This window comes from Roseovarius sp. MMSF_3281 (assembly GCF_030733685.1).
Classification (GTDB): domain Bacteria; phylum Pseudomonadota; class Alphaproteobacteria; order Rhodobacterales; family Rhodobacteraceae; genus Roseovarius.
Map to the genome: position 1 here is coordinate 1 of NZ_JASHIM010000034.1, position 26618 is coordinate 26618.

General features: G+C 61.8%; 26 protein-coding genes. 7 read left to right on the forward strand and 19 right to left on the reverse strand.

Annotation, left to right across the window (positions count from 1 at the left end):
- Window positions 1-98: 98 nt before the first annotated feature.
- From RBB32_RS19950 to RBB32_RS19990, 9 genes are all read right to left on the reverse strand, one after another.
- Window positions 99-497 (reverse strand): DUF4864 domain-containing protein, encoded by a 399-nt coding sequence (locus RBB32_RS19950; RefSeq protein WP_306155345.1) that lies wholly within the window; start codon window positions 495-497, stop codon window positions 99-101.
- A 55-nt stretch (window positions 498-552) separates the two neighbouring features.
- Window positions 553-957, reverse strand: a complete 405-nt coding sequence (locus RBB32_RS19955; protein ID WP_306155347.1) for a cytochrome c — start codon at window positions 955-957, stop codon at window positions 553-555.
- 13 nt (window positions 958-970) lie between these two features.
- Entirely contained in the window at window positions 971-1363 is a 393-nt protein-coding gene (locus RBB32_RS19960) for a cytochrome c (protein WP_306155349.1), read from the reverse strand.
- An 84-nt stretch (window positions 1364-1447) separates the two neighbouring features.
- Window positions 1448-1696, reverse strand: coding sequence for a DUF2484 family protein (locus RBB32_RS19965; RefSeq protein WP_306155351.1), 249 nt, complete (start codon window positions 1694-1696; stop codon window positions 1448-1450).
- On the reverse strand, window positions 1693-2880 hold the full coding sequence (locus tag RBB32_RS19970) for an APC family permease (RefSeq protein ID WP_306155353.1): 1188 nt from the start codon (window positions 2878-2880) through the stop codon (window positions 1693-1695). The genes RBB32_RS19965 and RBB32_RS19970 overlap by 4 nt, the downstream gene beginning before the upstream one ends.
- Window positions 2881-2974: 94 nt before the next feature.
- The gene (gene murC / locus RBB32_RS19975) at window positions 2975-4375 is read right to left on the reverse strand and encodes a UDP-N-acetylmuramate--L-alanine ligase (protein WP_306155356.1); all 1401 of its coding nucleotides are present in this window, start codon (window positions 4373-4375) and stop codon (window positions 2975-2977) included.
- A 38-nt stretch (window positions 4376-4413) separates the two neighbouring features.
- On the reverse strand, window positions 4414-5508 hold the full coding sequence (locus tag RBB32_RS19980; RefSeq protein WP_306155358.1) for a UDP-N-acetylglucosamine--N-acetylmuramyl-(pentapeptide) pyrophosphoryl-undecaprenol N-acetylglucosamine transferase: 1095 nt from the start codon (window positions 5506-5508) through the stop codon (window positions 4414-4416).
- A 58-nt stretch (window positions 5509-5566) separates the two neighbouring features.
- On the reverse strand, window positions 5567-6733 hold the full coding sequence (gene ftsW, locus RBB32_RS19985) for a putative lipid II flippase FtsW (protein ID WP_306155360.1): 1167 nt from the start codon (window positions 6731-6733) through the stop codon (window positions 5567-5569).
- Between the two features lie 147 nt (window positions 6734-6880).
- Window positions 6881-7870, reverse strand: a complete 990-nt coding sequence (locus tag RBB32_RS19990) for an Ldh family oxidoreductase (RefSeq protein ID WP_306155363.1) — start codon at window positions 7868-7870, stop codon at window positions 6881-6883.
- A gap of 361 nt (window positions 7871-8231) precedes the next feature.
- Here RBB32_RS19990 and RBB32_RS19995 point away from each other — a divergent pair, with 361 nt between their 5' ends.
- Entirely contained in the window at window positions 8232-9683 is a 1452-nt protein-coding gene (locus RBB32_RS19995; RefSeq protein WP_306155364.1) for an NAD-dependent succinate-semialdehyde dehydrogenase, read from the forward strand.
- A gap of 45 nt (window positions 9684-9728) precedes the next feature.
- Window positions 9729-10766 (forward strand): zinc-binding dehydrogenase, encoded by a 1038-nt coding sequence (locus tag RBB32_RS20000; protein ID WP_306155365.1) that lies wholly within the window; start codon window positions 9729-9731, stop codon window positions 10764-10766.
- Between the two features lie 57 nt (window positions 10767-10823).
- On the opposite strand, the gene RBB32_RS20005 is transcribed toward RBB32_RS20000, so the two are convergent.
- The 5 genes from RBB32_RS20005 to proS all read right to left on the reverse strand — a co-directional run bounded on the left by RBB32_RS20005 (window position 10824) and on the right by proS (window position 15902).
- Complete coding sequence (locus RBB32_RS20005) at window positions 10824-11753, reverse strand: DMT family transporter (RefSeq protein WP_306155367.1); 930 nt, start codon at window positions 11751-11753, stop codon at window positions 10824-10826.
- A 33-nt stretch (window positions 11754-11786) separates the two neighbouring features.
- Complete coding sequence (locus tag RBB32_RS20010; RefSeq protein WP_306155369.1) at window positions 11787-12470, reverse strand: ABC transporter ATP-binding protein; 684 nt, start codon at window positions 12468-12470, stop codon at window positions 11787-11789.
- Complete coding sequence (locus RBB32_RS20015; RefSeq protein WP_371931091.1) at window positions 12463-13713, reverse strand: lipoprotein-releasing ABC transporter permease subunit; 1251 nt, start codon at window positions 13711-13713, stop codon at window positions 12463-12465. Before RBB32_RS20015 ends, RBB32_RS20010 begins: the two co-directional genes overlap by 8 nt.
- Before the next feature lie 246 nt (window positions 13714-13959).
- On the reverse strand, window positions 13960-14472 hold the full coding sequence (locus RBB32_RS20020; RefSeq protein WP_306155374.1) for a DUF2937 family protein: 513 nt from the start codon (window positions 14470-14472) through the stop codon (window positions 13960-13962).
- A 38-nt stretch (window positions 14473-14510) separates the two neighbouring features.
- Window positions 14511-15902: a proline--tRNA ligase gene (proS, locus tag RBB32_RS20025; protein ID WP_306155376.1), complete on the reverse strand. Its 1392-nt coding sequence runs from the start codon at window positions 15900-15902 to the stop codon at window positions 14511-14513.
- 140 nt (window positions 15903-16042) lie between these two features.
- Here proS and RBB32_RS20030 point away from each other — a divergent pair, with 140 nt between their 5' ends.
- The 5 genes from RBB32_RS20030 to RBB32_RS20050 all read left to right on the forward strand — a co-directional run bounded on the left by RBB32_RS20030 (window position 16043) and on the right by RBB32_RS20050 (window position 23063).
- A complete protein-coding gene (locus RBB32_RS20030) occupies window positions 16043-17407 on the forward strand; it encodes an FAD-dependent oxidoreductase (RefSeq protein WP_306155377.1) in 1365 nt (454 codons plus the stop codon).
- 91 nt (window positions 17408-17498) lie between these two features.
- Complete coding sequence (locus RBB32_RS20035) at window positions 17499-18566, forward strand: AI-2E family transporter (protein WP_306155378.1); 1068 nt, start codon at window positions 17499-17501, stop codon at window positions 18564-18566.
- Window positions 18566-19240, forward strand: a complete 675-nt coding sequence (locus RBB32_RS20040) for a DnaA/Hda family protein (protein WP_306155379.1) — start codon at window positions 18566-18568, stop codon at window positions 19238-19240. The genes RBB32_RS20035 and RBB32_RS20040 overlap by 1 nt, the downstream gene beginning before the upstream one ends.
- Before the next feature lie 49 nt (window positions 19241-19289).
- Entirely contained in the window at window positions 19290-21464 is a 2175-nt protein-coding gene (locus RBB32_RS20045; RefSeq protein ID WP_306155380.1) for an RNA degradosome polyphosphate kinase, read from the forward strand.
- A 51-nt stretch (window positions 21465-21515) separates the two neighbouring features.
- On the forward strand, window positions 21516-23063 hold the full coding sequence (locus tag RBB32_RS20050) for a Ppx/GppA family phosphatase (RefSeq protein WP_306155381.1): 1548 nt from the start codon (window positions 21516-21518) through the stop codon (window positions 23061-23063).
- Window positions 23064-23225: 162 nt separating this feature from the next.
- Here the strand turns inward: RBB32_RS20050 and RBB32_RS20055 are convergent, their stop codons facing one another.
- From RBB32_RS20055 to RBB32_RS20075, 5 genes are read right to left on the reverse strand one after another with little or no spacing between them, the layout of a single operon-like run.
- Window positions 23226-23588 (reverse strand): hypothetical protein, encoded by a 363-nt coding sequence (locus tag RBB32_RS20055; RefSeq protein WP_306155382.1) that lies wholly within the window; start codon window positions 23586-23588, stop codon window positions 23226-23228.
- A 31-nt stretch (window positions 23589-23619) separates the two neighbouring features.
- Window positions 23620-24657 (reverse strand): endonuclease/exonuclease/phosphatase family protein, encoded by a 1038-nt coding sequence (locus RBB32_RS20060; RefSeq protein ID WP_306155384.1) that lies wholly within the window; start codon window positions 24655-24657, stop codon window positions 23620-23622.
- Window positions 24638-25336: a molecular chaperone DjiA gene (locus tag RBB32_RS20065; RefSeq protein ID WP_306155385.1), complete on the reverse strand. Its 699-nt coding sequence runs from the start codon at window positions 25334-25336 to the stop codon at window positions 24638-24640. The genes RBB32_RS20060 and RBB32_RS20065 overlap by 20 nt, the downstream gene beginning before the upstream one ends.
- Before the next feature lie 42 nt (window positions 25337-25378).
- Window positions 25379-25855, reverse strand: coding sequence for a GNAT family N-acetyltransferase (locus tag RBB32_RS20070; RefSeq protein ID WP_306155387.1), 477 nt, complete (start codon window positions 25853-25855; stop codon window positions 25379-25381).
- A complete protein-coding gene (locus RBB32_RS20075; protein WP_306155389.1) occupies window positions 25852-26463 on the reverse strand; it encodes a VOC family protein in 612 nt (203 codons plus the stop codon). Before RBB32_RS20075 ends, RBB32_RS20070 begins: the two co-directional genes overlap by 4 nt.
- Window positions 26464-26618 lie beyond the last annotated feature (155 nt).

Genomic DNA, 26618 nt, shown 5'->3' on the forward strand with positions numbered 1-26618 from the left:
TCTGAGCAATCAGAGCATCCGGATACTTACGAGCTCCCGCCCGCAAACATACTTACACGTCAGCGACGGACTGGATACTTGAAAAAAGAAGAAAGGCCTCAAACAGTGCCCGCGGCTTCCCTGAGGCGAACACCGTCGATCTTCCAGCCGGCCTCGCCTTCGATCATTTCATAATCCAAGATATGCAGGCGGCCCTGCCCATCGCGGATCATCACCGGTTGAAAAAAGCGCCCGGCGCGTTCCTCGATGTCAAGAAACTGTACCTCCTCGGGCCGCCAGACCATGGGATAGCCCTGCTGCACCATTTCGCCGAAACGCTCGGGCGTGCGGAAAATGTCCCGGATTGTCGGGCTGGCGTGGGTGAAGGCCTGCGCGAAATCATCGCGTTCAAAGGCCGCGATCTGATCGCGGATCACCGTGCGGATGGCCCCTGGGTCGGCCAGGGCCGGCCCCACCAGCCCAAGCCCCAGAAAAGCGATGGCAAACAAACGTTTCATGGCATCTCCTCCGATTGCGGAGGTAGTGCACCATGGCCGCCTGTCAAATCGGGGGTTATTGCGCCGGGGCCTGCAACCCCTTGATATAGGCCACCAGATCGGCCACCGGCTGTGTCGTCATGATCTTCTCACCGCCCGGCATCTCCAGCGTGGCCCCCTTGCCGTAGTCAAAGAACGTCCCATAAACCGGCATCGGGCTGCCATGGGCCACCAAGGGGTCGCGCCCGTCGATCCGCTTGACCACCCGCTCCAGCGGAAAGGCCCCGCCGTTATCCGCGCTCAGCGCCGTCAGGTCCGTCGGCGCAAGCGTCAGCACCGCCCGCATCGGGCCATGCCCGGTGCCTTCGACCCCGTGGCAACTGGCGCAATGGCGCTCGTAATCGGCCTGCCCGGGCGCCTCGGCCATCGCGGCGCAACTCGTTGTCAGCACCGCGACCATCGTGAAAATCGCATCTTTCATCCTTCGACCTCCTTCAAGGTGCCCCGCGCTGCAATGTTTCAAGATAGCGCGCCAATTCCAGCAGGGCCCTGGGCGTTTCCAGAACCGCGTCTGTTTCATCACGCCACATGGCCTTGGGGCCTTCAAGCACCGGCCCGAACTCGGGCATCACATGAAACCGCCCCGGATAGCCATGAACCTGCGCCATCACGTCGGAATAGGGAAAGACCCCGCCATTCCTTGCCGCAAGGCGCGTCAGGTCCGCAGGCGGCACCGGCAAATCCGCGGCCAAGGGGCCATCGCCCTCGGCGCTGCGCCCGTGGCAGACGACACAATAGCTCATGTAGATGTCCTGCCCCGGGGGGCTTGGCTTATCCGCGACGCAGCCCGCCAAGGCCAGAACCGCCAAAAACCCCGTATACCGCATGCCCGCCTGCTCCCTCTTGTCGTGCTTTCGCATTCCATTTGAAGGCCAAGCGCGCCCGCGTTGCATTGATCCAGATCATCGCGCCTACATGCGCACGCGCCCGCGCAGCCACCGCGCAAGGTAAACCACGGGCCAGCGCAGCACGCTCATCCCCGCGATCATGACGGCAAGCCCCCACCACGGGCCGTTCTGATACGTCACCAACCCCAGCAAGGGAATCCCCACCCCGATCAGCACATAGGCCCGCCGCCAATGGTTGTCGCGGCTGGGGATCATGCCCAGAACATTGGCCATAACGATCCAAAAACAGGCCAAAATCAGCGAAAGGGTCATGCCCCGCCTCCCAAACTCACGGCCAAGGCGGCCAGCGCCGCCAAAAGACCCATCACCGGAACGATCATCGGAATCGCAAAAGGCGCGGCCGGATCACGCCGCTTCATAACGATCAAGGCGGCATTGACCAGCACGAAAACCGACAACAGGATCACCGAAGTTACCTCGGCCAATTGCGCCACCGGCAGTAAAAGCGCGCCCGCCACGACCCCCACGCCGATCACCACCGTCGCCAGAACCGGCGTACCAAAGCGCGGGCTGGCATGGTAAAAGACCGACAGGCTGGCATGCCGCCGGCCCAAGCCAAACAAGACCCGCGCCGCCATCACCACCTGTGCCAGCACCCCGTTCAACGCCGCCGCCACCGCGATCAGCGACAAGAACCCGGCACTGCCCCCGTAGGCCGCCGACCAGACCAGCACCAAGGGCTGCTCGCTCACCGCAAGCCGGTCCATGGGCACCGCCCGCACGGCGGCCCAACTGACCAAGCCGTAAAGCAGGCTGGTCAACACAAGCGAAAGCAGAATGGCACGCGGAAGGGTGCGCTCGGGGCTGCGCACCTCCTCGGCCATGTTGACGATATCCTCGAAGCCGATGAAGGCGAAAAAGGCCAGCACGGCGGCGCCCACTACGCCAGACCAGACAATCTCGGGCGGGGCGCTGTAGTCGGCCACCGGCTCCGCCCCCGCCCCGGCCCAGACCACAAGGCAAAGGCCAAGCACCTCGACGGCGGTAAACACCGCCGCCATGCTCAGGCTTTCCAGAACACCGACGATGGCCACGCCCACAAGGAACACCCCCATGATCACGATGACCCATTGATCGGGCCAACCGGTGACCGAGGTCAGGTATCCCGCGCCGCCGCGCAAGACCGCCCCCGCCGACACCGTGCCCGCCGCCACGATCGCCAAGCCGACAACCACGCCCAACAGTCTTGAATTCAGGCCCTTTTCCACGAAAAGCGCCTCGCCCGCCGCTTCCGGCAGGCGGGTGGTAAACTCGGCATAAGACAGCGCCGTGGGGGCCGCGATCAAACCTGCGATCAGAAAGGAAAGCGGCGCCCAAACCCCGGCCTGCGCGGCCACGGCGCCCACCAGCACATAAATGCCCGCGCCCACCATGACGCCCACGCCATAGGCGGTCAAAAGGCCAAACCCGATCCGGCGTTTGAGGTGTTCGGTCATGCGTGCCACCATGCTCTTGTCAGAGACAGCACCGGAAAATTCGAATTTTCCGGCACGGAATTTTTGCAAAATTCCGCCCGCGCATCACGCATCTTTAGCCCCGGCTCAACCGTTCCGGCAGGCCATTGGCCCATGTGCTGATCGTGCCAGCGCCCAGACAAACCACCAGATCCCCCGGTTTCGCCTGTTCGCGCACCAGACGTTCCAGGTCGTCCTCGTCCTGAATGCCCCGCGCGTGGCGGTGGCCTGCACGGATCAGCCCGGCAACCAGATCGTCGCGCGTGGCCCCCGGAATCGGATCTTCGCCCGCAGCGTAAACCTCGGCGATGGCCACCACGTCGGCCTCGTTGAAACAGGCGCAGAAATCATCGAAATGGTGATGCAGGCGCGTGTAACGGTGCGGCTGATGCACGGCGATCACCCGCCCCTCGCAAGCCTGTCGTGCTGCTTTCAGAACGGCGGCAATCTCAGTCGGGTGGTGGCCGTAATCGTCGATCACGGTGACGCCATTCACCTCGCCCACACGGGTAAAGCGGCGGTTCACGCCGCCGAAACCGGCCAGGGCTTCGCGGATTTCATCGCGCTTCATGCCCAGGTGCCGGGCCACGGCCACGGCGCTCAACGCGTTGCTGACATTGTGATCGCCCGGCATCGGCAACTGGCAATCCTCGATCATCTTGCCCTCGGCCTGCAGCGCCACGTCGAAATGCGCCACGCCCTTTTCATAGCGCAGGTTGATGGCCCTGATATCGGCCTGTGTGTTAAACCCATAGGTCACCACCCGCCGGTCGGTCAGCTTGCCGACCAGGGCCTGCACATCCGCATCATCGGTGCAGCAGACGGCCAAGCCATAAAAGGGGATGTTGCTGACGAAATCGTAAAAGCCCCGATGCAGGTTTTCCTCGGTGCCCCAATGCTCCATATGCTCGGGGTCGATATTGGTGACGATGGCAATCGTGGCGGGCAGGCGGTTGAAGGTACCGTCGCTTTCGTCGGCCTCCACCACCATCCATTCGCCCTGCCCCACACGCGCGTTCGAGCCATAGGCGTGGATGATCCCGCCGTTGATCACCGTGGGGTCGTACTTGCCGTGATCCAGAAGCGCGGCCACCATGGTAGTTGTCGTGGTCTTGCCATGGGTTCCGGCGACGGCCACGTTGGATTTCAGGCGCATCAACTCGGCCAGCATCTCGGCCCGGCGCACCACCGGCAGGCCCTTGGCGCGGGCCTCGTCCAGTTCCGGGTTGCCCGGCTTGATCGCGCTTGAGATGACAACCACCTCGGCGTCCTCAAGGTTCTCGGCCCGCTGGCCCTGGAAAACATGCGCGCCCATGGCCTCAAGCCGTTGGGTAATGGGCGTCTCCTTCAAGTCGCTGCCCTGCACGACATACCCATGGTTCAACAAGACCTCGGCGATCCCCGACATGCCGATCCCGCCAATGCCCACGAAATGAATGGGGCCCACGTCCCCCGGCAATTTGGTTGCGGCATGCATCGTGCTGTCCCTTCTGGTCGCCAGATCCTTCATATCCCTCACCCTTTCGCCAGCTCTTCGACCATGTCGGCCAAATGAACCGGCGCATCGGGCAAGCCCTGCCCAAGCGCCGCCTGCGCCATCTGCGCGGCACCCTGCGGATGGGTCAGAACGCTGGCTATCTGCTCTGAAACCACTTCGACCGCAAGTTTTCTTTCCGGGATGACGATGGCACCGCCTGCCTGTGACAACCCCTTGGAGTTCGCCGTCTGGTGGTCTCCCGCCGCCGCGGCATAGGGGATCAGGATGCTGGGCCGCCCGATCACGCTGATGTCGGCAATGGATGAGGCCCCGGCGCGGCTGATCACCAGTTGCGCCTCGCTCATCCGGCGCGGCACATCGCGGAAAAACGGCTCCACCTCGGCATCAATCCCGGCCTCGGTGTAAAACTGCGCGACCCGCGCGCCATCCTCGTCGCGCGCCTGATGGGCAACGCGAATGTTGCGCCGCAGGTCATCGGGCAATGCCGCGATCGCGCCCGGGATCACATCCGACAGGATGCGCGCCCCCTGGCTGCCACCGATCACCAGAACCGACATCGGGTAATCGCCGGGCGGGATATATCCCGCGCCCGCCCGTTCCAGCACGCTGGCGCGCACCGGGTTGCCGACATGCACCCCCTCGACGCCCGCTGGCAGGTCGGTGGGCCATGTGCCACAGGCCACCCTGTCCACCCGCTTGGCGAACACCTCGTTCACCCGGCCCAGGATACCGTTTTGTTCATGAATCATCCGTGGCCTGCGCAGCAGCCACGCCGCCCCCAGCGCCGGGATCGTTGGATAGCCGCCAAAGCCCACAACGACGTCGGGCTTGTCGCGCAGCATGCCGAAGGCCGCGCCGACGACACCGCCCAGGATACGGAACGGCACCAAGGCCTTGGTAAAGATACCGCCGCGCGCGAAAGTGGCGCTCGATACCGTGGACATCTCAACCGAATGCGGGAAGCCACCGGTATACCGCGCGCCGCGCGCATCGGTCGAAAGCTTCACCCGCCAGCCCCGGCGCAACATCACTTCGGCCAGCGATTGCGCCGGAAACATATGCCCGCCGGTGCCCCCGGCGGCGATCACCAGTAATGGCTGTTTGTCGCTCACAGCATCACCTCATTGCCTGAATTGCGCCCTCTTGGCGCAAAGCGGCGAAAATGACCAGTCACCGCAGCCGCCCACGCAGAATGTCGCCGATTTCGCCCTGGGGCCGCGACCGGGTGAAGGCAAACAGCATGCCCACCGCGATGCCACCGGCAATCAGCGACGACCCCCCGTAGCTGACAAAGGGCAAGGTCATGCCCTTGGCGGGCAACAGGCGCACGGCCACGCCGATATTGATCATCGCCTGCACGGCGAAGATCGCCACAAGCCCGGTACCGGCCAACCGGATGAAAGGATCACGCTCACGCATCAACCGCGCCAGCGACCGAACAAGCACCGTGGCATAAAGCCCGATGATGCACAGAACAAGGATCAGCCCGTATTCCTCGGCGGCCACGGCGATAATGAAATCGGTATGCGCGTCGGGCAGGCTCCATTTCACCTCGCCCTCGCCCACACCGACCCCGAAAAAACCGCCCTCGCGGATCGCATTGGTGGCAAAGCCCAATTGCGTGTTGGGGTCCACATCGGGGCTCAGGAAACCGTCAATCCGGCGCGCGAAATGCTCGGAATTGGAATAGGCCACGCTGCCCGCCACGATCACGCAAACCGCCATGGCCATCAAAAGAAGAATGGGCGCACCGGCCACGAAATACATCACGCCCCAGCCGAAAAGCACCAGGCAGGCCTGCCCGAAATCCGGCTGCATGGCCAGGAAACCCACGATCACCATCGCCAAAACGAAAGACCAGCTTATCCCGGGGGGGCCATTGATATCCTGGCTGGCGGCCATCATCCACGCCGCCACAACCACGAACCCGGGCTTGAGAAACTCCGACGGCTGCAGCGAGGCGAAGCCAAGACTATACCAGCGCACCGCGCCCTTGCCGAAATCGGTGCCAAAGACCGGCAGCAGGATCAGCGCCGCGAACGCCGCCAAGAACCCGATCACCGCCAAGCGCCGCACCACGGCGGGGCTCATCATCGAGGTCAGAACCATCGCCGCCAAGGCCAGGAAGCCGAAGACCGCCTGCCGCTGAACGTAATGAAACGGCGCGAAACCGTTCTTTTCGGCCAAGGGCGGCGACGCGGCCAGGCCCAACAAGATGCCGATCCCGAACAGGATCAGCACACAGGAGATCGACCATTTGTCGATCGTCCGCCACCACTTGGGAAGAACCGGCTCGGCATCCCGCACCGGGACCGCGCCATACACCATCTCTGTCATTTGAACCGCCGATACTGCCTCGAACACGCCCCGTTTTCGGGATCTATCCAAACAGCATATCAGGTCCGGCGCCCTTAGGAAAGAGCCTTGCGAATCGGATTGCAAAACCTGCCGAAGCGCCCTGCGGCCACCGCAACCAAGGTCCGGCTACCCTACGGATTGCCCCGCCAAAGCACGGGTTTGCGCCCAAACCGCCTCTTCCAACTCCACCGGGTCCATCGGCCGCTTGCCCTGCCCCGGCATCCGCGCGCCTTCGTCCATCGCCACGCCGGCCTCCACCGCGGCCAGCCGGTCAAAGAACGCCCCCGATGCTTCGGGATCCATCAGCATGTAATACTGCCCCAAATCATGCGGCGGGCCTTCGGGCGCCTTCAAGGGCTTCACATCGCGGCTCACCACGCCGCCGGTCATACCCGCCGCCAGAAGCTCCGCCATCAGGCCAAAGCCCCAGCCCTTGTAGCCGCCCATCGACACCAACGAGCCGCCAAGCGCAGCCTCGGGGTCGGTCGTGGGCCGCCCCTCGGCATCCACGGCCCAGCCTTCGGGGATGCTCTCGCCCGCCGCCTTGGCCATGGTGATCTTGCCCAAGGCAACGGTGGTGGTCGACTGATCGAACTGCATCGCGATCCCGCCCTTGCCATCGGGCACCGAAAAGGCAATCGGGTTGGTCCCGATCACCCGCGTTTTGCCGCCCGGCGGCGCCACGATGGGCGAGGCATTGGTCAGGCCAAGCCCGATCAACCCCTCACGCGCGATCTGTTCGGTGAAATAGCCAAGGCTGGTGCAGGTATGCGCATGCCCCACGGCCAAACTTGCCACGCCGTTTTCCCGCGCGGCCTTCACTGCCTCGGGCAGGCCTCGGGCAAAAGCGGCCTGCGCAAAGCCGAACTTGGCATCCACCTCCACCACGCCGGGGCGCGGGCGGGTAACAACAGGCTCCACATCGCCCTTCACCCGGCCCGTGGACAGCTGCGTGCAATAGCTTTCAAGGTAGTAAAGCCCGCAAATCTTGTTGCCGACGCTTTCGGCCTTGCGCACTGCACCGGCCACGCAATCGGCCACCCACTCGGCGGCCCCATGGCGCAGCAATGCCGCCCGCGTGGTGGCTTCAATCTCGTCCAACGTAACCGCAACCATGGCCCTGCCTTCCTTTTCTCGTGACCCGGCGCAACCTGCGCCAGCAGCGCAGTTCAGGTCAATTCAAACCTTCTGAAAGCAACTTCACTAAAACAAAACCAAGTGGCACGCAATTGCCGAACGGGCCAAGCCGGAAACGGCCAATCCGAAACCCGTCCTTACACGTAAGTTAAAATTATTTCTCTTTCTCGTAACTCAACTTACCAATACTTTCCACCTGCTCCCAGCACGACGAACGCAGAAAATTCAGGCACCAGACTGCCGCAAAACATCCTAGCTTGGGGGGATCACACGACACCACGGGCGATCCGGCCCGTTGGCGCCCCCCGATCCTCTCTGCCCAGAAGAAAGAAGATACCACATGAGCGATTTCAACGGCTTGTTAAAACAATCGAACCTGATTGACGGCAAATGGATCGGGGCTGATGGCGGCGGCGAAATCAAGGTCACCAACCCCGCCAGTCATGACACCCTTGGGCACATCCCCAACTGCGGCGCGGCCGAAACCGACCGCGCCATCGCCGCCGCCGCGCGCGCCTTCGACGATTGGTCGCGCAGCGACCTCAGCCAGCGCACCGGCCTGTTGCACAAGCTTCACGACGCGCTGATGGACAACCAAGAACCCTTGGCGCAGATGCTGACCGCCGAACAGGGCAAGCCGCTGGCCGAGGCGCGCGGCGAAATCGCCATCAGCGCCGCCTATATCAAATGGTTCGCCGAGGAAATCCGCCGCGCCAAGGGCGAAATCGTCCCCGCCCCCAGCGCCGACCGTAAACTTCTGGTCACCCATCACCCGGTGGGCGTCGTGGCGGCGATCACCCCTTGGAACTTCCCCTCCTCGATGCTGGCCCGCAAACTGGGGCCTGCGCTGGCGGCGGGCTGCACGCTGGTTGCCAAACCCGCCACCGCCACCCCCTATTCCGGGCTGGCATGGGGCGCGCTGTGTCAGGACGTGGGCTTTCCCGATGGTGTCGTGAACATCCTCACCGGCTCGGCCCGCGCCATCGGCGGGGCCATCATGGACAGCCCCACGGTCCGCAAGGTGACCTTCACCGGCTCCACCGAGATCGGCAAGGAACTGATCCGGCAATCCGCCGATACGGTCAAGAAAGTCTCGATGGAACTGGGCGGCAACGCGCCCTTCCTTGTCTTCGACGACGCCGATATCGACGAGGCGATCAAGGGCGCGATGGTCGCCAAGTACCGCAACATGGGCCAAACCTGCGTTTGCACCAACCGCTTTTACGTGCAGGCCGGCATTCACGACGCCTTCGTCGAACGCCTGAAAGAGGCCAGCGAAGCACTGGTCATCGGCAACGGCGCCGAGGCCGGGGTGGAACAGGGTCCGCTGATCGACACCGGCGCCGTCGAAAAGGTCGAATCCATGATCGACGATGCCCGCTCCAAGGGCGCCAAGGTTGTCTCGGGCGGGCGCAGGCACGCCAAGGGCGGCACCTTCTTTGAGCCTACGGTGATCACCGGGGCCACCTCCGAGATGACCTTCGCCACCGATGAAATCTTTGGCCCCCTCGCCGCCGTCTTCAAGTTCGACACCGAGGACGAGGCGATCAACGCCGCCAATGCCACCGATTTCGGGCTGGCCGCCTATGCCTATACCCGCGATCTCGGCCGCGCCTTCCGCCTGAACGAGCGGCTGGAATACGGCCTCATCGGCATCAACTCGGGCCTGATCACCACGGTCGAGGCCCCCTTCGGCGGCCTCAAGGAAAGCGGCATGGGCAAGGAAGGCGGCAGTCAGGGCTTGGAGGATTACCTTTCAACCAAGTACACTTGCATTGCGGGCCTGACCTGACCACAAGAAACAAACCCACCCGCCACAAGACATAGGGCCACCCAAATGCGCGCAGCCGTCGTTCGTACCTTCCACGAGGACTTGTCGATCGAGACCGTCCCCGACCCGCAATGCCCCGATAACGGCGTCGTGCTCGAAGTGGCGGCCTGCGGGGTCTGCCGCTCCGATTTCCACGGCTGGGTCGGCAAACACCCGAAAGTCATCGACGGCTCGATCATGGGGCACGAATACTGTGGCACCGTGGTCGAGGCCGGCCCGAACGCGCAACACAAGGTCGGCGACAAGCTGATCGCGCCCTTCATCCTTGGCTGCGGCCACTGCCCGGAATGCGCCAAGGGTACCTCGAACGCCTGCGAACAGGCCATCGTGCCGGGCTTCGGCGCGCCCGGGGCCTATGCTGAATACGTGGCCGTGCCCTTCGACCATAACCTTGTCCACCTGCCGCAAACGCTGTCACCGGCGCTGGCCGCCGGGCTGGGCTGCCGGGTCACCACCGCATGGCACGCCCTGACCGACCGCGCCAATGTGCAGGCCGGGGAATGGGTGGCGGTGCATGGCACCGGCGGCATCGGCCTCTCGACGATGCTTCTGGCCAAGATGCTGGGCGCCCGCGTCGTGGTGGTCGATATCGTCGAGGAAAAGCTGGAACATGCCAAAGGTCTTGGCGCGGACGCGGCGGTGAATGCCAGCCAAGGCAACGTCGCCGAGGCGATCCGCGAGATCACCGGCGGCGGCGCGGATATCTCGGTCGAGGCGCTTGGCATCGCCCCCACCACCAATGCCTCGGTCGACTGCCTCGGCACTCTGGGACGGCACGTGCAGGTCGGCCTGCCCGCCGAGGATGACGGCTTCATGAACATCAACATGCGCGCCATTTATGCCAAGCAACTGGCCTTTTACGGCACACGCGGCATGCCCTCATGGAAATACCCCTCGCTTCTGGGCCTGATCGAACGCGGCGCGGTGGACCTAAGCCCGATGCTCGACCGCGAGGTGCGCCTCTCGGACGCCAGCGCCGAGTTGCGCGCCATGACCGGCCCCACCAAGCCCGGCACCGCCGTCATCACCGATTTCACGGGCTAAGACCCATCGCAAAGCCTGTGACGAGGCCCTTTGCCCGCGCAGGCGCGAAAGGTAGGCCTATTCCCCCTCGGACAGGCGCTTGCCGCGCCACAGGATGAAAAGCCCCGACAGGACGATCAACCCCGACCCGACGATCATCGAAAGGCTCAATTGCTCGCCAAAGACAAACACGCCCAAGGCGATCCCGAACAATAGCCGCGAATACCGGAACGGCGTCACCGCCGAGACCTCGCCGGTTCTCATCGCTTTCATCAAGCTTGCATAGGCCACCACCCCCGCAAGGATCGCCCCCAAAAGACAAAGTGACACCTCGGCACTCGGGCGCAGAAAGGCCGCGCCCTCCCAAAGCGAAAAGATCACCCCCGCCACGACCACCGACAAGAACCCGTATATCCCAAGGATTTGCGTACTGATCGAGGCAGGCGCCGCCCGACTGGCAAGATCGCGCCCCGCGAAACCAATCATCCCAAGCAGCGCCAGAATCGACAGCGGCGAAAAGCTCTCGGCGCCCGGCTCGATGATCACGACAACCCCGACAAGCCCGATCAGGACAGCGGCCCACCGCCTCCAGCCCACGTTCTCGCCAAAGACCACCGCCGCGCCCGCGACCACCACCAAGGGCGTCGCCTGCAAGATCACCGTGGCGGCGGATAGCGGCGTAAACGCCACCGCCAGCCCGTAAAACAACCGGCCCGTGATCTCGAAAAGGGCGCGTATACGCATCGGGCGCGACACCACCGCCGGGGTATAAAGCGCATCGCCGTTAAGCCACGCCAGACAGGCAAACAAAATCGCCCCACCGGCACCGAAAATGACAAGCACCTGGCCAATCGGCAGGGTTTCCGAGGCGAATTTGATAAAACTGTCCTCGACGGCAAAGGCCGCCATGGCCGCGATCATCCAAAGGCTTCCGATAAGGTTGTCGCGCCGAGCTATTGCAATATCCGGGGTCACAAGCTGTTTTCTTCCATTTCCTTGCGACCGCATCAGGGCGCAATCCATCTTGGTCAGCGGTTCGGCCTACCCCGCCACCACGCCGCCCTGGTCCAGCTTCACCACCCGGTCCATCCGCGCGGCCAGTTCAAGGTTATGGGTGGCGATAAGGGCCGACAGGCCGGTATCGCGCACAAGCCCCACCAAGGCCTCGAACACCCGCTCCGAGGTGGCCGGGTCAAGGTTCCCCGTCGGCTCATCGGCCAGCATCAGCCGCGGCTCGTTGGCCAGGGCCCGGCAAAAGGCCACCCGTTGCTGCTCGCCGCCCGACATGGCCGAGGGGCGGTGCCCTGCCCGCTCGCCCACACCGACGCGGGCCAGCAGGTCATCGGCGCGCACCCGCGCTTCGGCCTTGGGAATCCCATTGGCCAGCTGTGGCAGCACGATGTTTTCCTCTGCGGTGAACTCGGGCAGCAAATGGTGGAACTGGTACACAAACCCCACCTCCTGCCGCCGCGCGATAGTTCGCCGCCGGTCCGACAACCCGGTGAAATCCACCCCACCGATGGAAACCTTCCCCGCATCGGCCGTATCCAGCAGCCCCGCGATATGCAAAAGCGTCGATTTGCCCGCGCCCGACGGGGCCACCAAGGCCACCATCTCGCCCTTGCGCACCTGCAAATCCACGTCGTCCAGCACGCGCACCTCGGACTCGCGCCCCTTGTTATAGGTCTTTGAAACCCCCTCCAGCGACAGCATCACCTCACTCATAGCGCAGCGCCTCCACCGGGTTCATCCGCGCCGCCCGGCGCGCGGGGAAAATTGTCACGACAAAAGACAGGCCCAGCGACAGACCCACCGCCGACAGCACGTCGTCAAACTGCAACTGCGCGGGCAAATGGTAAATCCCCCGGATCGACGGGTCCCAGACCTGCCCGCCCATCATCGCCTCCACGAAACTGAAGATCGGGTCGATATAGATGGCAAACAGGCACCCAAGGATCACGCCGAACACCGTGCCGATGATCCCGGTAAAGGCCCCGCAAATGAAAAACACCCGCAGGACCGAGCCTTCGGTCAATCCCATGGTCCGCAAAATCCCGATATCGCGCCCCTTGTTCTTGACCAGCATGATCAACCCGCTGATGATATTCATCGCCGCGACCAGCACGAGGATTGACAGGATGATGAACATCACGTTGTCCTCCACCTCCAAGGTCCGCAGAAACCTGCGGCTCGCATCCTTCCACGTCCAGACCTGGGAGCGATCCCCCGCCGCCCGCATCAGGGGCAAGGTCATCTCCTCCACCCGCTCCGGGTCGGCCACCATGACCTCCAACTCATCCGCCCGCCCCTCGCGGTTGAAAAAGCCCTGCGCTTCCTCGAACGGCAGGTACACCCGCACCCGGTCGATGTCATAGCGCCCGGCGGTAAAGATATAGACAACGTCATAGGCATTGACCCGCGGGCTGGTGCCAAAGGCGGTCTTCACCCCGTTGGGCGAAATCAGCTTGATCTTGTCCCCAAGTCGCACCCCCAATTCCCGCGCCACGCCCGATCCGATGGCCACGCCTTCGGAAAACCGTTCTATATCGCCCTGCGCGGTCTCGGGGTCGGCCACGCGCGGGATGGTCTTGAGGTCCTCGGGCTTGATGCCGAACACCTGCACCCCCGCGTTGCTGCTGCGGGCATTGGCCATCACCTGCCCCTTGACCAAGGGGGCAACCCGGGTCACGCCCTCGACCTCGCGCAACTGCGCCGCCATTTCATCGTAGTTTTCAATGGTACGATCAACGCGCCCCGTCTGCGCCTCGACCTGCCCGCTGTTGTAAACGGTCACATGGGCATTGGCCCCAAGGATGGTATCCACGAACTCGGCCCGAAAGCCCGAACGCACTGCCAAGGTCGCGATCAAGGCAAAGACGGCCAGTGTAATGCCGATCAGGCTGATCCATGTCATGACACTCACGCCGCCCTCGGCACGTTTGGCGCGCAGGTATCGCCATGCGATCATCCATTCGAAAGGGGCAAAGGGGGCTGGGCTGCTCGGCACTGGGTAAACCTCGGCTTAACTTTTTCGCGGACAGTGGGCTTTTCCAAGACCCGGGTCAAGGTCGGCAATCCGCCAGCCGCCGGGCCGTTCGGCGGTGCCGGTGCCGGTCGTATATGGCGCATTTTCGTACGACTTGTACGGAATTCCCTGACGGTACCCGGATTTTCGTACAAAACTCGCGTACAAAACGTACAAAACGTACAAAACTCAGGCCTCGGCCGCCTGTGGGCGTGACCTGCGCCGAAACATCCCGCTTAAAACCGTCATCAGCCCGGCCAAAAGCCCATACCCGGCCACGAATCCGACCCCGGCAAAGCCTGCACCTTCCGGGGTGACGGGCACCGCGGGTTTGAAATCAGCCCAGGCCGCCCGCGCCACGTCCGAATCGGAAAAATGCATTGGTTTCAATGCCTTTTGAACCACTGTTGATTCATTCAACGCGGTCAAATCCGCGCTCAATCGCGCGTGCCGCTCCAGTACCTGCCCCATGGATTGCGCCCTGGCTTGCCCCATTCGGCTGCCCAGCGACAGTTCCACCAAGGCCTCGTCACGGCTCAAACCAAGGGTTTCGGCATCCGCGTCAAACTGTGCCACGACGCCCGAAAGCTCATCCACAGCACCTGAAAGACGCTGTGTATATTGTTGAGAATACTCAGGAAATTGCGACAGGCCGGCCCCACAAGCCAGCCCGCCGATCACGGCGATCACCCTGAAAATCATCTGCTCTGCCTCTTATTTTTTCAGGCAGTATACAGCATTTACATCCAGGTGTGGAATGACCTTTTCGCCATCGGCTCCACCATGCCCGATCCATGATGCACGTGATAGATTTTGGCAATCTTTTCAATGGCTTGTTCGGGCGGCAACTCTTCGCTCTCGCCGGTCCGGCGGCAGGTCAGTTCGACCACACCGTTCTTCAACCCGCGCGGCCCCACCGTGATCCGCCACGGCAGACCGATCAGGTCCATGGTGGCAAATTTACCCCCGGCCCGTTCATCGCGGTCGTCGTAAAGCGGCTCAAGCCCCAGCGCCTCGACCGATTTGTAAAGCGCGTCACAGGCCGAGTCGGCCTCGCTATCCCCTTGTTTTAGATTGACAATTCCAACGTGGAAGGGGGTCACGCCCTCGGGCCAGATAATGCCCTTGTCGTCGTGGCTGGCCTCGATGATCGCGCCGACAAGGCGGCTCACGCCAATGCCATGGCTACCCATATGCACCGGCACCGGCTTGCCGTCCTTGCCCTGCACCGTCGCGCCCATGGGTTCGGAATACTTGGTCCCGAAATAGAAGATCTGCCCAACCTCGATCCCCCGCGCCGAGCGCTGCCGCTCTTGCGGGATTTCCTTGAAGACCGCCTCGTCGTGGGTCTCGTCCGTGCGTGCATAACGAGAGGTGAATTCTTCAAGGATTTCCTGACATTGCGCGACGTTGTTATAGTCGATATCGCGCTCGCCAAAGCGTAGATCGGTGATCTCGCTGTCATAGAAAACTTCCGATTCACCGGTCTCGGCCAGCACCAGGAATTCGTGGGTATAGTCGCCACCAATCGGCCCGCCATCGGCCCGCATCGGGATCGCCTGAAGGCCCATCCGCTCATAGGTGCGCAGGTAGCTCACCAAGTGGCGGTTATAGGCGTGAAGCGCATCTTCTTTCGTCAAATCAAAGTTGTAGCCGTCTTTCATAAAGAACTCACGACCCCGCATTACGCCAAACCGAGGCCGGATTTCATCGCGGAATTTCCACTGGATATGGTACAGGGTCAGCGGCAAGTCCTTGTAACTGCCCACATGCGACCGGAAAATATCCGTGATCAACTCCTCGTTGGTCGGCCCATACAACATGTCGCGTTCATGCCGGTCGGTGATGCGCAGCATCTCTTCGCCATAATCGTCGTACCGTCCGCTTTCACGCCAAAGGTCCGCCGATTGCAGGGTCGGCATCAGCATCGGGATATGGCCCGCGCGCACCTGTTCCTCATGCACAATATTTTCCAGCTTTCTCAACACCTTGAACCCCAAAGGCAACCACGAGTATATCCCCGCGCTCGCCTGTTTGATCATACCCGCGCGCAGCATCAGGCGATGGCTGGCGATCTGGGCTTCCGACGGTGTCTCTTTCAGAACGGGCAAAAAATAGCGGCTCAGGCGCATGTGCTGTATCCCTTGGTCAAACAGGTCCCCCCGCGATCTAAGACATTCCGGGCAAGGGGGCAATCATTGCGGCGGAAAATGTTGTTGACTGACGGATCAATAAAAGACAGCGTCGGCAAAATTCTTTCAGGAGACCAGACTTGCCCGACCTCATCCAAGAACCAGCTCGCCAAACGCCCGTCATCCACGAAACGGACGTTCTCGTGGTCGGCTCAGGCCCCGGTGGCCTCTCCGCCGCCCTTGCCGCGGCGCGTTGTGGGGTTGAGGTGACACTGCTGGAACGCTTTGGCTGTTTTGGCGGCAATATCACCGTTGTGGGGGTCGAAGGCTTTGCATGGTATCGCCATGAACAAACCGTCGAGGCCGGCGGCATCGGGCGTGAATTCGAGGACCGCGCCAAGGCCATGGGGGCCGCCACCCCCGAAAGCCAATCCCTGAGTTACGAATTGGATAGCGAAGGGTTCAAGCTGGTGGCGGACCGCCTTGTCGAGGAGGCGGGCATCCACCCCATGCTGCACAGGCAGTTCGTGGCACCGATAACTGATGGCAACACGATCACCGGGGTCATCGTCGAAAGCAAAGCCGGGCGCGAGGCGATCCTGGCCAAACGCGTCATCGACGCAACGGGTGACGCGGATGTCGCGCACCGGATGGGCGCCGCGACCCACAAAACCCCGATGGAAAACGTGCAAGCGGCCAGCGTCATGTTCCACATCGCGGGCGTCGACAAGACGGCTTTCATGGCCGGGGTCAAGGCCAGCCCACAAACCTATGCCGATTGGTCAAGCGGAGAGTGGCAAGTCGAAACAAGCGGCAAGGAAGACGATATGTTTTCCCCCTTCCTTGGCAAACCGTTTGAACAAGCCATACGCGATGGTCTTATTCCCGCGCATCTCAATACCATCGGTGGCACGTGGGGCGCGGTGCACGATAGCGGTGAGATGACCTATATGAACCTTGTACACCTTGCCGGTGTCGACGGCGTCGACCCCGACAGCCTGACCCGGTTCGAGATCGAAGGGCGCCGTCAGGCCATGCTCGCCATCGACGCGCTACGCGCTTACACGCCCGGCTGCGAAGCCGCGCGTTTGCGTAATTTCGGCATGTCGATCGGCATCCGTGACAGCCGCAAGATCGACGCGGTGTACAATATGACCGAAAATGACGTGCGCCACGAGGGTCGCTTCGAAGACAGTATCGGAATTTACCCCGAGTTCATTGATGGCTATGGCATCCTGATCCTGCCAACCACGGGGCGCTACATGCATGTGCCCTATCGCTCGATGCTGCCCAAGGGCGTGCGCAACCTGTTGGTCGCAGGCAGGGCCACGGGCGGCGACATGGTTGCTCATGCCGCGACGCGCAACATGGCTTGCTGCACTGTTTCCGGCCAAGGCGCGGGTGTCGCTGCGGCACTTTCCGTCAAACACGGTCGTGAACTGGACGCCGTGAACATCAGCGACGTGCAAAGTGAACTGAAATCACAGGGCGTACGCATCGCGTAGAAGACGGCACGCGGCAGATAAATTTCACACCGTGACTTGAAACAGGGCGCGCCATGGGTGATTTAGAACCCATCGTGGACAAGGGGCGCCCATGGCTTTGCCGGTTCAAACGCAAATGAAATATTGGGGGATCGCCTCGGCGGCCTTCCTGGTGATCTTGTGGTTTCTGGGCGACGTGATCCTGCCTTTCGTGCTGGGCGGTGCAATTGCTTATTTCCTTGACCCGGTAGCGGACCGTCTTGAAAAGGCAGGCGCCAGCCGCGCCGTGGCTGTCAGCATTATCACTTTGTTCGCATTAATGATTTTCGCAATTATGGCGCTTTTGGTGGTGCCAACCCTGATCGAGCAAACCCTGTCTTTGATCAACATTGCACCACAGCTTTTCAACGATCTGCAAAACTTCCTGACCGAACGCTTTCCGCAATTGGTTGACGAGGATTCGACCCTGCGCAAATCACTGATTGCCGTTGGTGAAACCATCCGTGACCGGGGTGGTCAGGTGCTTGATACGGTGGTGGGATCGGCGGCCTCGTTGATCAATCTGATCGTGCTTTTCGTCATTGTTCCAGTGGTGGCCTTCTACCTGCTTTACGATTGGGATCGCATGGTTGCCAGCATCGACGACATGCTGCCGCGTGACCATGCCCCTGTGATCCGGGATCTGGCCGGCCAGATCGACGATACGCTGGCCAGCTTCATTCGTGGCATGGGCACCGTGTGCTTGATCCTTGGCACCTATTACGCCGTGGCGCTGATGTTCGTGGGCCTGCAGTTCGGCTTGGTGGTAGGTTTCATTGCCGGGCTGATCACCTTTATTCCCTATGTCGGCGCCGTGGTGGGCGGGGCCTTGGCCATAGGCCTTGCGCTGTTCCAATTCTGGGGCGACTGGGTGTCGATCGGCCTTGTCGCGGGCATCTTCGTTCTGGGCCAGATTGCCGAGGGCAATTTCCTGACCCCGAAACTGGTCGGGCATTCCGTTGGCCTGCACCCTGTCTGGTTGATCTTCGCGCTATCGGTCTTTGGTGCGCTCTTTGGTTTTGTCGGTATGCTTGTTGCCGTTCCCGTGGCCGCCGCTATCGGCGTCTTGGCCCGCTTTGCCATCAGCCAATACAAGGGTAGTCGCCTATATCGCGGGCTGGATCAACAGGACGCCGACTAATGGCCGAACAACTCAGCTTTCCCTTGCCCGTGCTCGAGGCATTGGGGCGTGACGATTTTTTTGTCTCGCCCGCCAATGCCGAAGCGGTGGCGATGATCGAGGGTTGGCAATGCTGGCCTTCGCGCAAGCTTGTCCTGATCGGGCCGCGTGGCGCGGGCAAAACCCACCTTGCCCATGTCTGGGCGGCCTTGTCCAATGCACAGATCATCGCGGCCGACCACTTGGCCGATGCCAATATTCCTGCCTTGGCCCTGGGCCACGTCGCCGTGGAAGACGCCGACAAGATCGCCGGAACCCGCCGGAAGGAAGATGCGCTGTTTCATCTGCACAACCTGACACTGGCCGAGGGCAACAGCCTGCTTTTGACCGCCACCACCCCGGCCAATCGCTGGCCGCTTGCCCTGCCCGATTTGGCAAGCCGGGTGCAGGGCACACCTTACACCACCCTGCGCGAACCCGACGATGCGCTTTTGACGGCCGTGCTGATGAAGCTCATGGCCGACCGACAGCTTTCGCCCTCCCCAAGCGTCCTGTCCTACCTCACACGCCGCATTGACCGCTCGTTCGAGGCCGCCCGCGATGTGGTTGAACGCCTTGATGCCATGGCCCTTTCCTCGGGCCGTCCGATCACGCGCGCCCTTGCGGCAAAGCTGCTGGACAACCCCGACGCGTAAAGGCAGACTTCGTCACCTTCCCGTTACACGCCAAAGTCATAAGGCACGCATGACACACGCAGATTTTCTCAAATCCCCCTTTCCCGACGCCATCGAAATGCCCGAGGTCACTGCCGAGGTGCCCGGTCGATTCTATAACCGAGAGCTGAGTTGGCTGGGCTTCAACTGGCGCGTTTTGGAAGAAGCGAGCGATCCAACCGTGCCATTGTTGGAACGGCTCCGCTTCCTGTCGATCTCGGCCACCAACCTGGATGAGTTTTACAACGTCCGAGTCGCGGGCCTGCGCGAACTGGCCCATGCGGGCAACACCACCCCCGCCGCCGATGGCCTGACCCCGGCGGAACAACTGGTTCTGATCAACGAAGACGCCCGCAAGCTGCTCAAATCACAGCAAGACGCCTACGAGGCGCTTCGCAAGGAGATGGAGGCCAATGATATCGAGATCCTCTATCTCGATCACCTGACCGAGGCCGACCGCGTCTTTCTGGCAGATGTGTTTCTCAACAAGGTGTTCCCGGTTCTCTCGCCCTTGGCGATCGACCCGGCGCACCCCTTCCCCTTCATTCCAAATCTGGGCTATTCGCTGGCGCTTCAGTTTGAGCGCAAGTCGGACAAACGCCCGCTTCAGGCCCTGCTGCCCATTCCGCAGCAGATCGACCGTTTTGTTCCCCTGCCCGCACCCGACGGGAAACACCGCTTCCTGCCATTGGAAGAACTGCTTTTGCTGCACCTCGACAGCCTTTTCCCCGGCTACAAATACAAAGGTCACTGCGCCTTTCGCGTATTGCGCGACAGCGATCTGGAGGTCGAGGAAGAGGCCGAAGATCTGGTGCGTGAGTTCGAGGTTGCCCTCAAACGCCGCCGCCGCGGCGAAGTCGTCCGGATGAAAATCTCGTCCGGCGCGCCCGAGGCCCTGCGTCGCGTGATCATGGAAGAATTGCACGTCACGCCCGATGAGGTGGTCGAGGTGGACGGCATGATCGGGCTCGCCGACCTCAAGGAACTGGTGCTCGATGCCCGCCCCGACCTTCTTTGGTCCTCCTTTACGCCCCGTGTGCCGGAACGGGTGCAAGACCACGATGGCGATATGTTCGCCGCTATCCGGCAAAAGGACATGCTGCTGCACCACCCCTATGAAACCTTCGACATGGTGGTACGTTTTCTGGCCCAAGCCGCGCGCGACCCCAATGTCGTGGCCATCAAGCAAACCCTCTATCGCACATCCAAGGACAGCCCCATCGTCGGCGCCCTTTGTGAAGCCGCGGAAGAGGGCAAATCCGTCACCGCGCTTGTCGAGCTAAAAGCACGCTTTGACGAGGCCGCCAATATCCGCCAATCCCGGCGGCTGGAACGCTCGGGCGCGCATGTCGTCTATGGGTTTCTCGATCTGAAGACCCACGCCAAGATCTCCACCGTCGTCCGGCGCGAAGGCGATCAACTGGTCACCTACACCCACTATGGCACCGGCAACTATCACCCGATCACGGCCAAGATTTACACCGACCTCAGCTTTTTCACCTGCGACGCCAAGCTGGGCCGCGATGCGACCAAGGTGATGAACTACCTCTCGGGTTATGCCCAGCCCGAAAAGCTGGAGAACCTGGCCATCTCGCCCATCACCCTCAAACCCCGCCTGCTTGAGATGATCGACCGCGAGATCGAACATGCCCAATCCGGCAAGCCCGCCTCCATTTGGGCAAAGATGAACGCGCTGATCGAACCCGATGTCATCGACGCGCTTTACAAGGCCAGTCAGGCGGGCGTGCAAATCAGCCTCGTGGTGCGTGGCATCTGCGGGCTGCGCCCCGGCATCAAGGGCCTGTCAGAGAACATCCGCGTGAAATCCATTGTCGGGCGTTTCCTGGAACATTCGCGTATCGTCTGCTTTGGCAACGGCGCGGGCCTGCCTTCAAAAAAGGCACGGGTCTACATAAGTTCCGCCGACTGGATGGGCCGCAACCTCAACCGCCGCGTCGAAACATTGGTGGAAATCGAAAACCCTACCGTAAAGGCACAAATCGTCAGTCAGATCATGGCCGCCAATATGGCCGACGTGGCGCAAAGCTGGGTCATGGCGCCGGATGGCAGCTTTCAACGGCTTGCGGTTCCAGAGGGCGAATTTGCCTTCAACTGTCACCGGTTCTTCATGGAAAACCCGTCGCTTTCGGGCCGTGGCTCGGCCGGCGCTTCGGACGTGCCCAAACTCACCCACACCGAGGATTGACCCTTTCCAAGCGCTGGCGCATACAGGGCATGAATTCGACCAAAGTGGATCATGGACGGTACACCGGACCCCAGCCAAGAGGAAGGCGGCCCATTCGGACGCCCCCTTTTTGACAAACCCTCCGCGCGCGCCCTCAGCCGCGTGGGCGTGGTCGACGTAGGCTCGAACTCGGTCCGGCTGGTTGTCTTTGACGGCGCAGCCCGCAGTCCCGCCTATTTTTACAACGAAAAGATCATGTGCGCCCTTGGTGCGGGCATGTCGGAAACCGGCCGCCTCAACCCCGAAGGCCGCAAACGCGCGCTTAACGCGCTCAAACGCTTCAAGCTTCTGGGCGAGGGCATGGGCACCGGCCCCCTGGTCACCGTGGCGACAGCTGCCGTGCGCGATGCCAAGGACGGCCCCGATTTCCGGGCCGAGGTCGAAGCGGCAACCGGCATCCGTCTTTGGGTCATCGACGGAAAGGAAGAGGCCCGTCTATCGGCGCAAGGCGTATTGCTTGGCTGGCCCGGTTCTTATGGTCTGGTCTGCGATATCGGCGGCTCCTCCATGGAACTGGCCGAAATCGACAACGGCGAGGTTGGCAAGCGCATGTCCTCCTCGCTCGGCCCGCTTAAGCTTCGTGACATGAAGGGCGGCAAGAAAGCCCGGAAAAAACTGATCCACGAGACCGTTTCGGATATGCATGCCGCCCTTGGCGAACAGAAAAACCGCCTCTTTCTGGTGGGCGGCTCGTGGCGGGCCATCGCCAAGATTGACATGGAGCGGCAAGGTTATCCGCTGCATGTTCTGCACGAATACCGCATGACGCCTAAATCGGTGCGTGAAACGGCCAGGTACATCGAAAAATGCGATCTTGATGACCTTCGCAACCGCGCGGACGTCTCCTCGGCCCGGATGGCATTGGTTCCCTATGCCATCGAGGTGCTGCGCGAGGTGGTCAAAACCTTCAAGCCGCGCGATATCGCGATATCAAGCTACGGCATCCGCGAGGGCCTGCTCTACGAACAAATGCCCCAACAGTTGCGCGACCGCGACCCGCTGATCGAGGCCTGCCGCTTCGCCGAGGCCAAGGATTCCCGCGTGCCGGGCTTTGGCAAGGTGGCCTATGAATTCATCCAGCCGATCTTTAGGTCCGCCAAGCCCGACCGCCTCCGCATCATAAAGGCCGCCTGCCTGCTGCACGATGTAAGCTGGCGCGCACACCCCGATTACCGGGCCGAAGACTGTTTTGATAACGCCACCCGCGCCAATCTGGGCGGGCTCAAACATTCCGAACGGATATTTCTGGGCCTTGCCCTTTTGCACCGTTATTCCAACAAGCGCGAAGGCACCCGGTTCGAGGACCTCACCGACCTGATCGACGACAAAAGCGCGAAAGAAGCCGAAGTTCTGGGCAAGGCTCTGCGTTTCACCGCAATGTTGTGGCTTCAGGAAGATGCCAAGCTTGGCGAAATGCGCTGGTACCCTAAGAAGAAAATGCTGGAACTGCGCTTGTCGAAAGAGGCCGCACCGCTTTTCGGCGAGGTGGCCGAGGCGCGCTTCAACTCGCTTTCCGATGCGCTTGATGCCGAGGCCAAGGTGAAAACCGCCCGCAGCTAACGGCCTACCCCCTTACCTCACCTTGCAATCCCCTTCATCTTTCCCCCAATACTCCCGCCGGAGGCGACCCGAGACCGCCACTCGCAAGATGTAAAGCTCAAAGCATTTCGCGAAAATCCGTATTGCAGGTCTTATTTGAAACACTTTGGGCGCGAAATCCGGTCAAATCTCGATCTCCCCGTCATCAAGCGGAGCTTTCTCCATTTCATCGAGGGTTTTCTTGCGCAGAATGATATCGCCATTGGGCAGCATCTCGGGTGGATGATAGGCCGACAGATCGTCGATTTGCTCCATCAACTCGGCAAAGGCGGGCCCCATTTCGTCGACAAAACCCTTCAAACCGGGGCCCATCCGCTCGGCCAGGCCTTCAAGGTCTTTCATCGCCGGTTCCATCTCGCGCATGATGCCTTCGAAAAACATCTGCGCCCCACGCTCCATCAATGCCATACCGTCTTCATCCGACTCTTGTGCCGCCAAGGGCGAGGCCAGCGAAACCGCGACAGAAAGTGCAAATACCTGTTTCATGGCCATGATATAAGCACCCCCTGCTTCCGTTTTAAGTCGGCAATTCAATATCCATAGTTACCGGGAAATGATCCGAGGCCGTGACCAAAGCATCGCGCAGTTCCGGCACCTTCCAACAGCCCGGATCGTCAAACGGGTGCCAGATACGCCAGTCCGGCCCCTTCGCCGCCAGATCGCGCGAGACCATCACATAGTCCAACAATGCCTGAAGATAGCGTTTCTCGGACGACAGGTAAAACCGCGCCGTGGTGTTCATCGCCCCGATCTTGCGGGTCAACGCGCGCCGCGCGTGCGGGTCATACAACAGGTGTTCTTCATCGCCACCTTCCCCGGTGATAATCTCGACCGAGGACCGCCCGAACAAATACTCATACTCGTCCAACCCCGGGCCATCGTTCAAATCTCCCAGCACGATAAGCGGCTCGTGCGCATCCAGATGCTGTTCCACCCGGTGCCGCAGCCAGACCGCCTGCGCCTGTTGCTTGCGGCGGTTCGAGATGGCCATACGCATGACCTCGTCATGGTTCCGCGCCCCATGCGGGGCCTTGGATTTCAGATGCGCCCCGATCATCCGAAAGGCGAATCCACCCGATGTTTCACAGGCCAACTCTAGGGGCGGTTTGGAAAATTCCACAAGGTCATGCGTGTCATCGATATCCAGATCGATCCGGAACACCCCGTCAAAGCGCGGTGCCTCTGTCGATCCCTTCTTGCCCGTGGGCTCACCCTGCGGGTCATGCGCACAGCGCAGGACATCTGGGTCATACATCAAGGCGATTTCCTGCTGCGTGTGGTTTTCGAATCCCACGACGGCGCGCCGCGCCCGGAGCTTCATGAACGCCGCGAAATTCTCAAGCGCGGGCACCGTGGCCCGCTTGCCGTTGTGGTCCGGTGCTTCGATCACCATCACCGCATCGGCATCCAGGGCGGTAAAGACAATACCAAGCGCGGTGATCTGATCCTGCCGTGTGATGTTGTAGCGGCTCGACCATTCGCCATCCACCAAGAGGGTCCCGTCATCGTCGAATAGCGAGTTGAACCACTCGATATTATAGGTGGCGATCCGCATCCGCGCCTCCCTGGCTGATCTCTTCCCAAGCGCGGTTGAGATCAATCACCCGTTTCTCGGCCAGTTTCACGGCCTCTTCCGGTACGCCGCGCGCGATCATCGCGTCGGGGTGACTGTCCCGCACCTGTCGGCGCCATGCCTTGCGCGCCTCCTGCAATGATGCGTCGGGGTCGATCCCCAAAACCGCGTATGGGTCGGGCTTGGCATCCGGCACAAAGCGGCTGCGCAGACGTTTGAAATCCCCGTCGGGCAAGCCGAAAATCTCTGCCACCCGGCGCAGGAAAGCATCCTCGTTGGGGTGATAGGTGCCATCGGCCATGGCGATATGAAACAGACCCTCCATCAAATCGCAAAGGGTGCCATCCTGCTCGCCGAACATCCGCTTGATCCGGGCGGCATAATCCTCGAATCCGGCCACATCCTGCCGCGCGAGGTTGAACACCCGCGCCGCGCCCGGTTCGTCATCGCGGGCAATCTGGAACACCTCGCGAAAAGCGGTCACCTCGTCGCGGGTCACCAGACCATCGGCCTTGGCCATCTTGGCACTCAGCGCGATCACCGCAATCGTGAAGGCCACGCTACGCTCGGGCGGGGTGCGCAGGCGGTCGAATACCGCGCTCAGCCCCTCACCATTGGTCAGGGCAGAAACCGCCTCGGTTATACGGGTCCAAATCGACATTTATTCAAACTATCCAGTTCACGCAGAAAAGTCAGCGCCGCATCAAAGAAGTTTTTGCAACAGGATCAAATCCATCCAGCGGCCGAATTTCCTACCGACCTGAGCAAGCACCGCCACCTGCGCATAGCCCAACCGCTCGTGAAAGGCGACGCCGCCGGGGTTTTCGCCACTCACCCCGGCAAACATCGAATGAAACCCGGCCTCACGGGCATGTTCCTCGACCGCCTCCACCAGGGTGCGGCCAATGCCGCGCCCCCGGCTATCGGGGGCCAAAATGACGGTATGCTCACCCGTTCGGGCATACCCGACCCCGCCCCGAAACTGCCCGTAGGTGGCAAAGCCCAAAAGCGCGCCTTCCTCCTCGGCCAATAAAAAAGCATGTGGCGTGCCGATCTCCTCACGCAGGCCCGCAACCGTCTTTTCGGCGGAGTTGAAGGTAATCGCCGTCTCACGGATCATCGGGTTCCACAGCGCGGCAACCGCCTCGGCATCCTCTGCCCGCGCCTGCCGGATGATCATTCCAGCACCCGCAGGCCCGAAGGCGTCATGATCTCGGCCCTCAATCCCGGTGCACCAGGCTCGAACGCAACGCGCTCATCGGCCAAAACCGGTGCCAATTGCGCCGCCAATTCCGCAGAATCGGGATGGGCCACCATCAAACGCTGCAAGCGACACCCCGACGCGGCCAAACGCGCCGCCGGATGCGCGGCGCAATCCCACTGCATCAGCGCCGGAAAACAATTGCCGAAAGGAAGCCGCCCGTCGCGCGGCACCGCCATCCGCCAATTCAAATCGCCGCGCGAAAGGGCCACTTGCGCGCCGGCCTCGGGAAAGCGCGCCACCATGGCCTCCAGGTCATCACTTCGGCAAATCCAATTGCCAAGCCGCGGCGCGCCCTGCATCCGGTCAAGATCGAACCACCGGGTCACCCCGGGGTCAGACGCCTCAGGGTCGACCGCGATCACCTCAAGATAAAGACCGTCTTCCAACCCCAGCAAAAGGTTATGCGTTCCGAAGTAGGCATGCGCGCCGCCCGGCTGTAGCGCCACGCCCAACGTCTCTTCCACCGCCGCGCGCCCGGCTTCCAAGCCGTCGGCCACCACGGCCAAATGATCAAGTTCCAACATGCCTTCCCCCTTTACCGGGAGACAACTTATCCAAGCCACAAAAGGCGACAACCCCCATGCGCATCTTCTGGCCGAAAATATCCAGTCCGTCGCTGACGTGTAAGTATGTTTGCGGGCGGGAGCTCGTAAGTATCCGGATGCTCTGATTGCTCAGA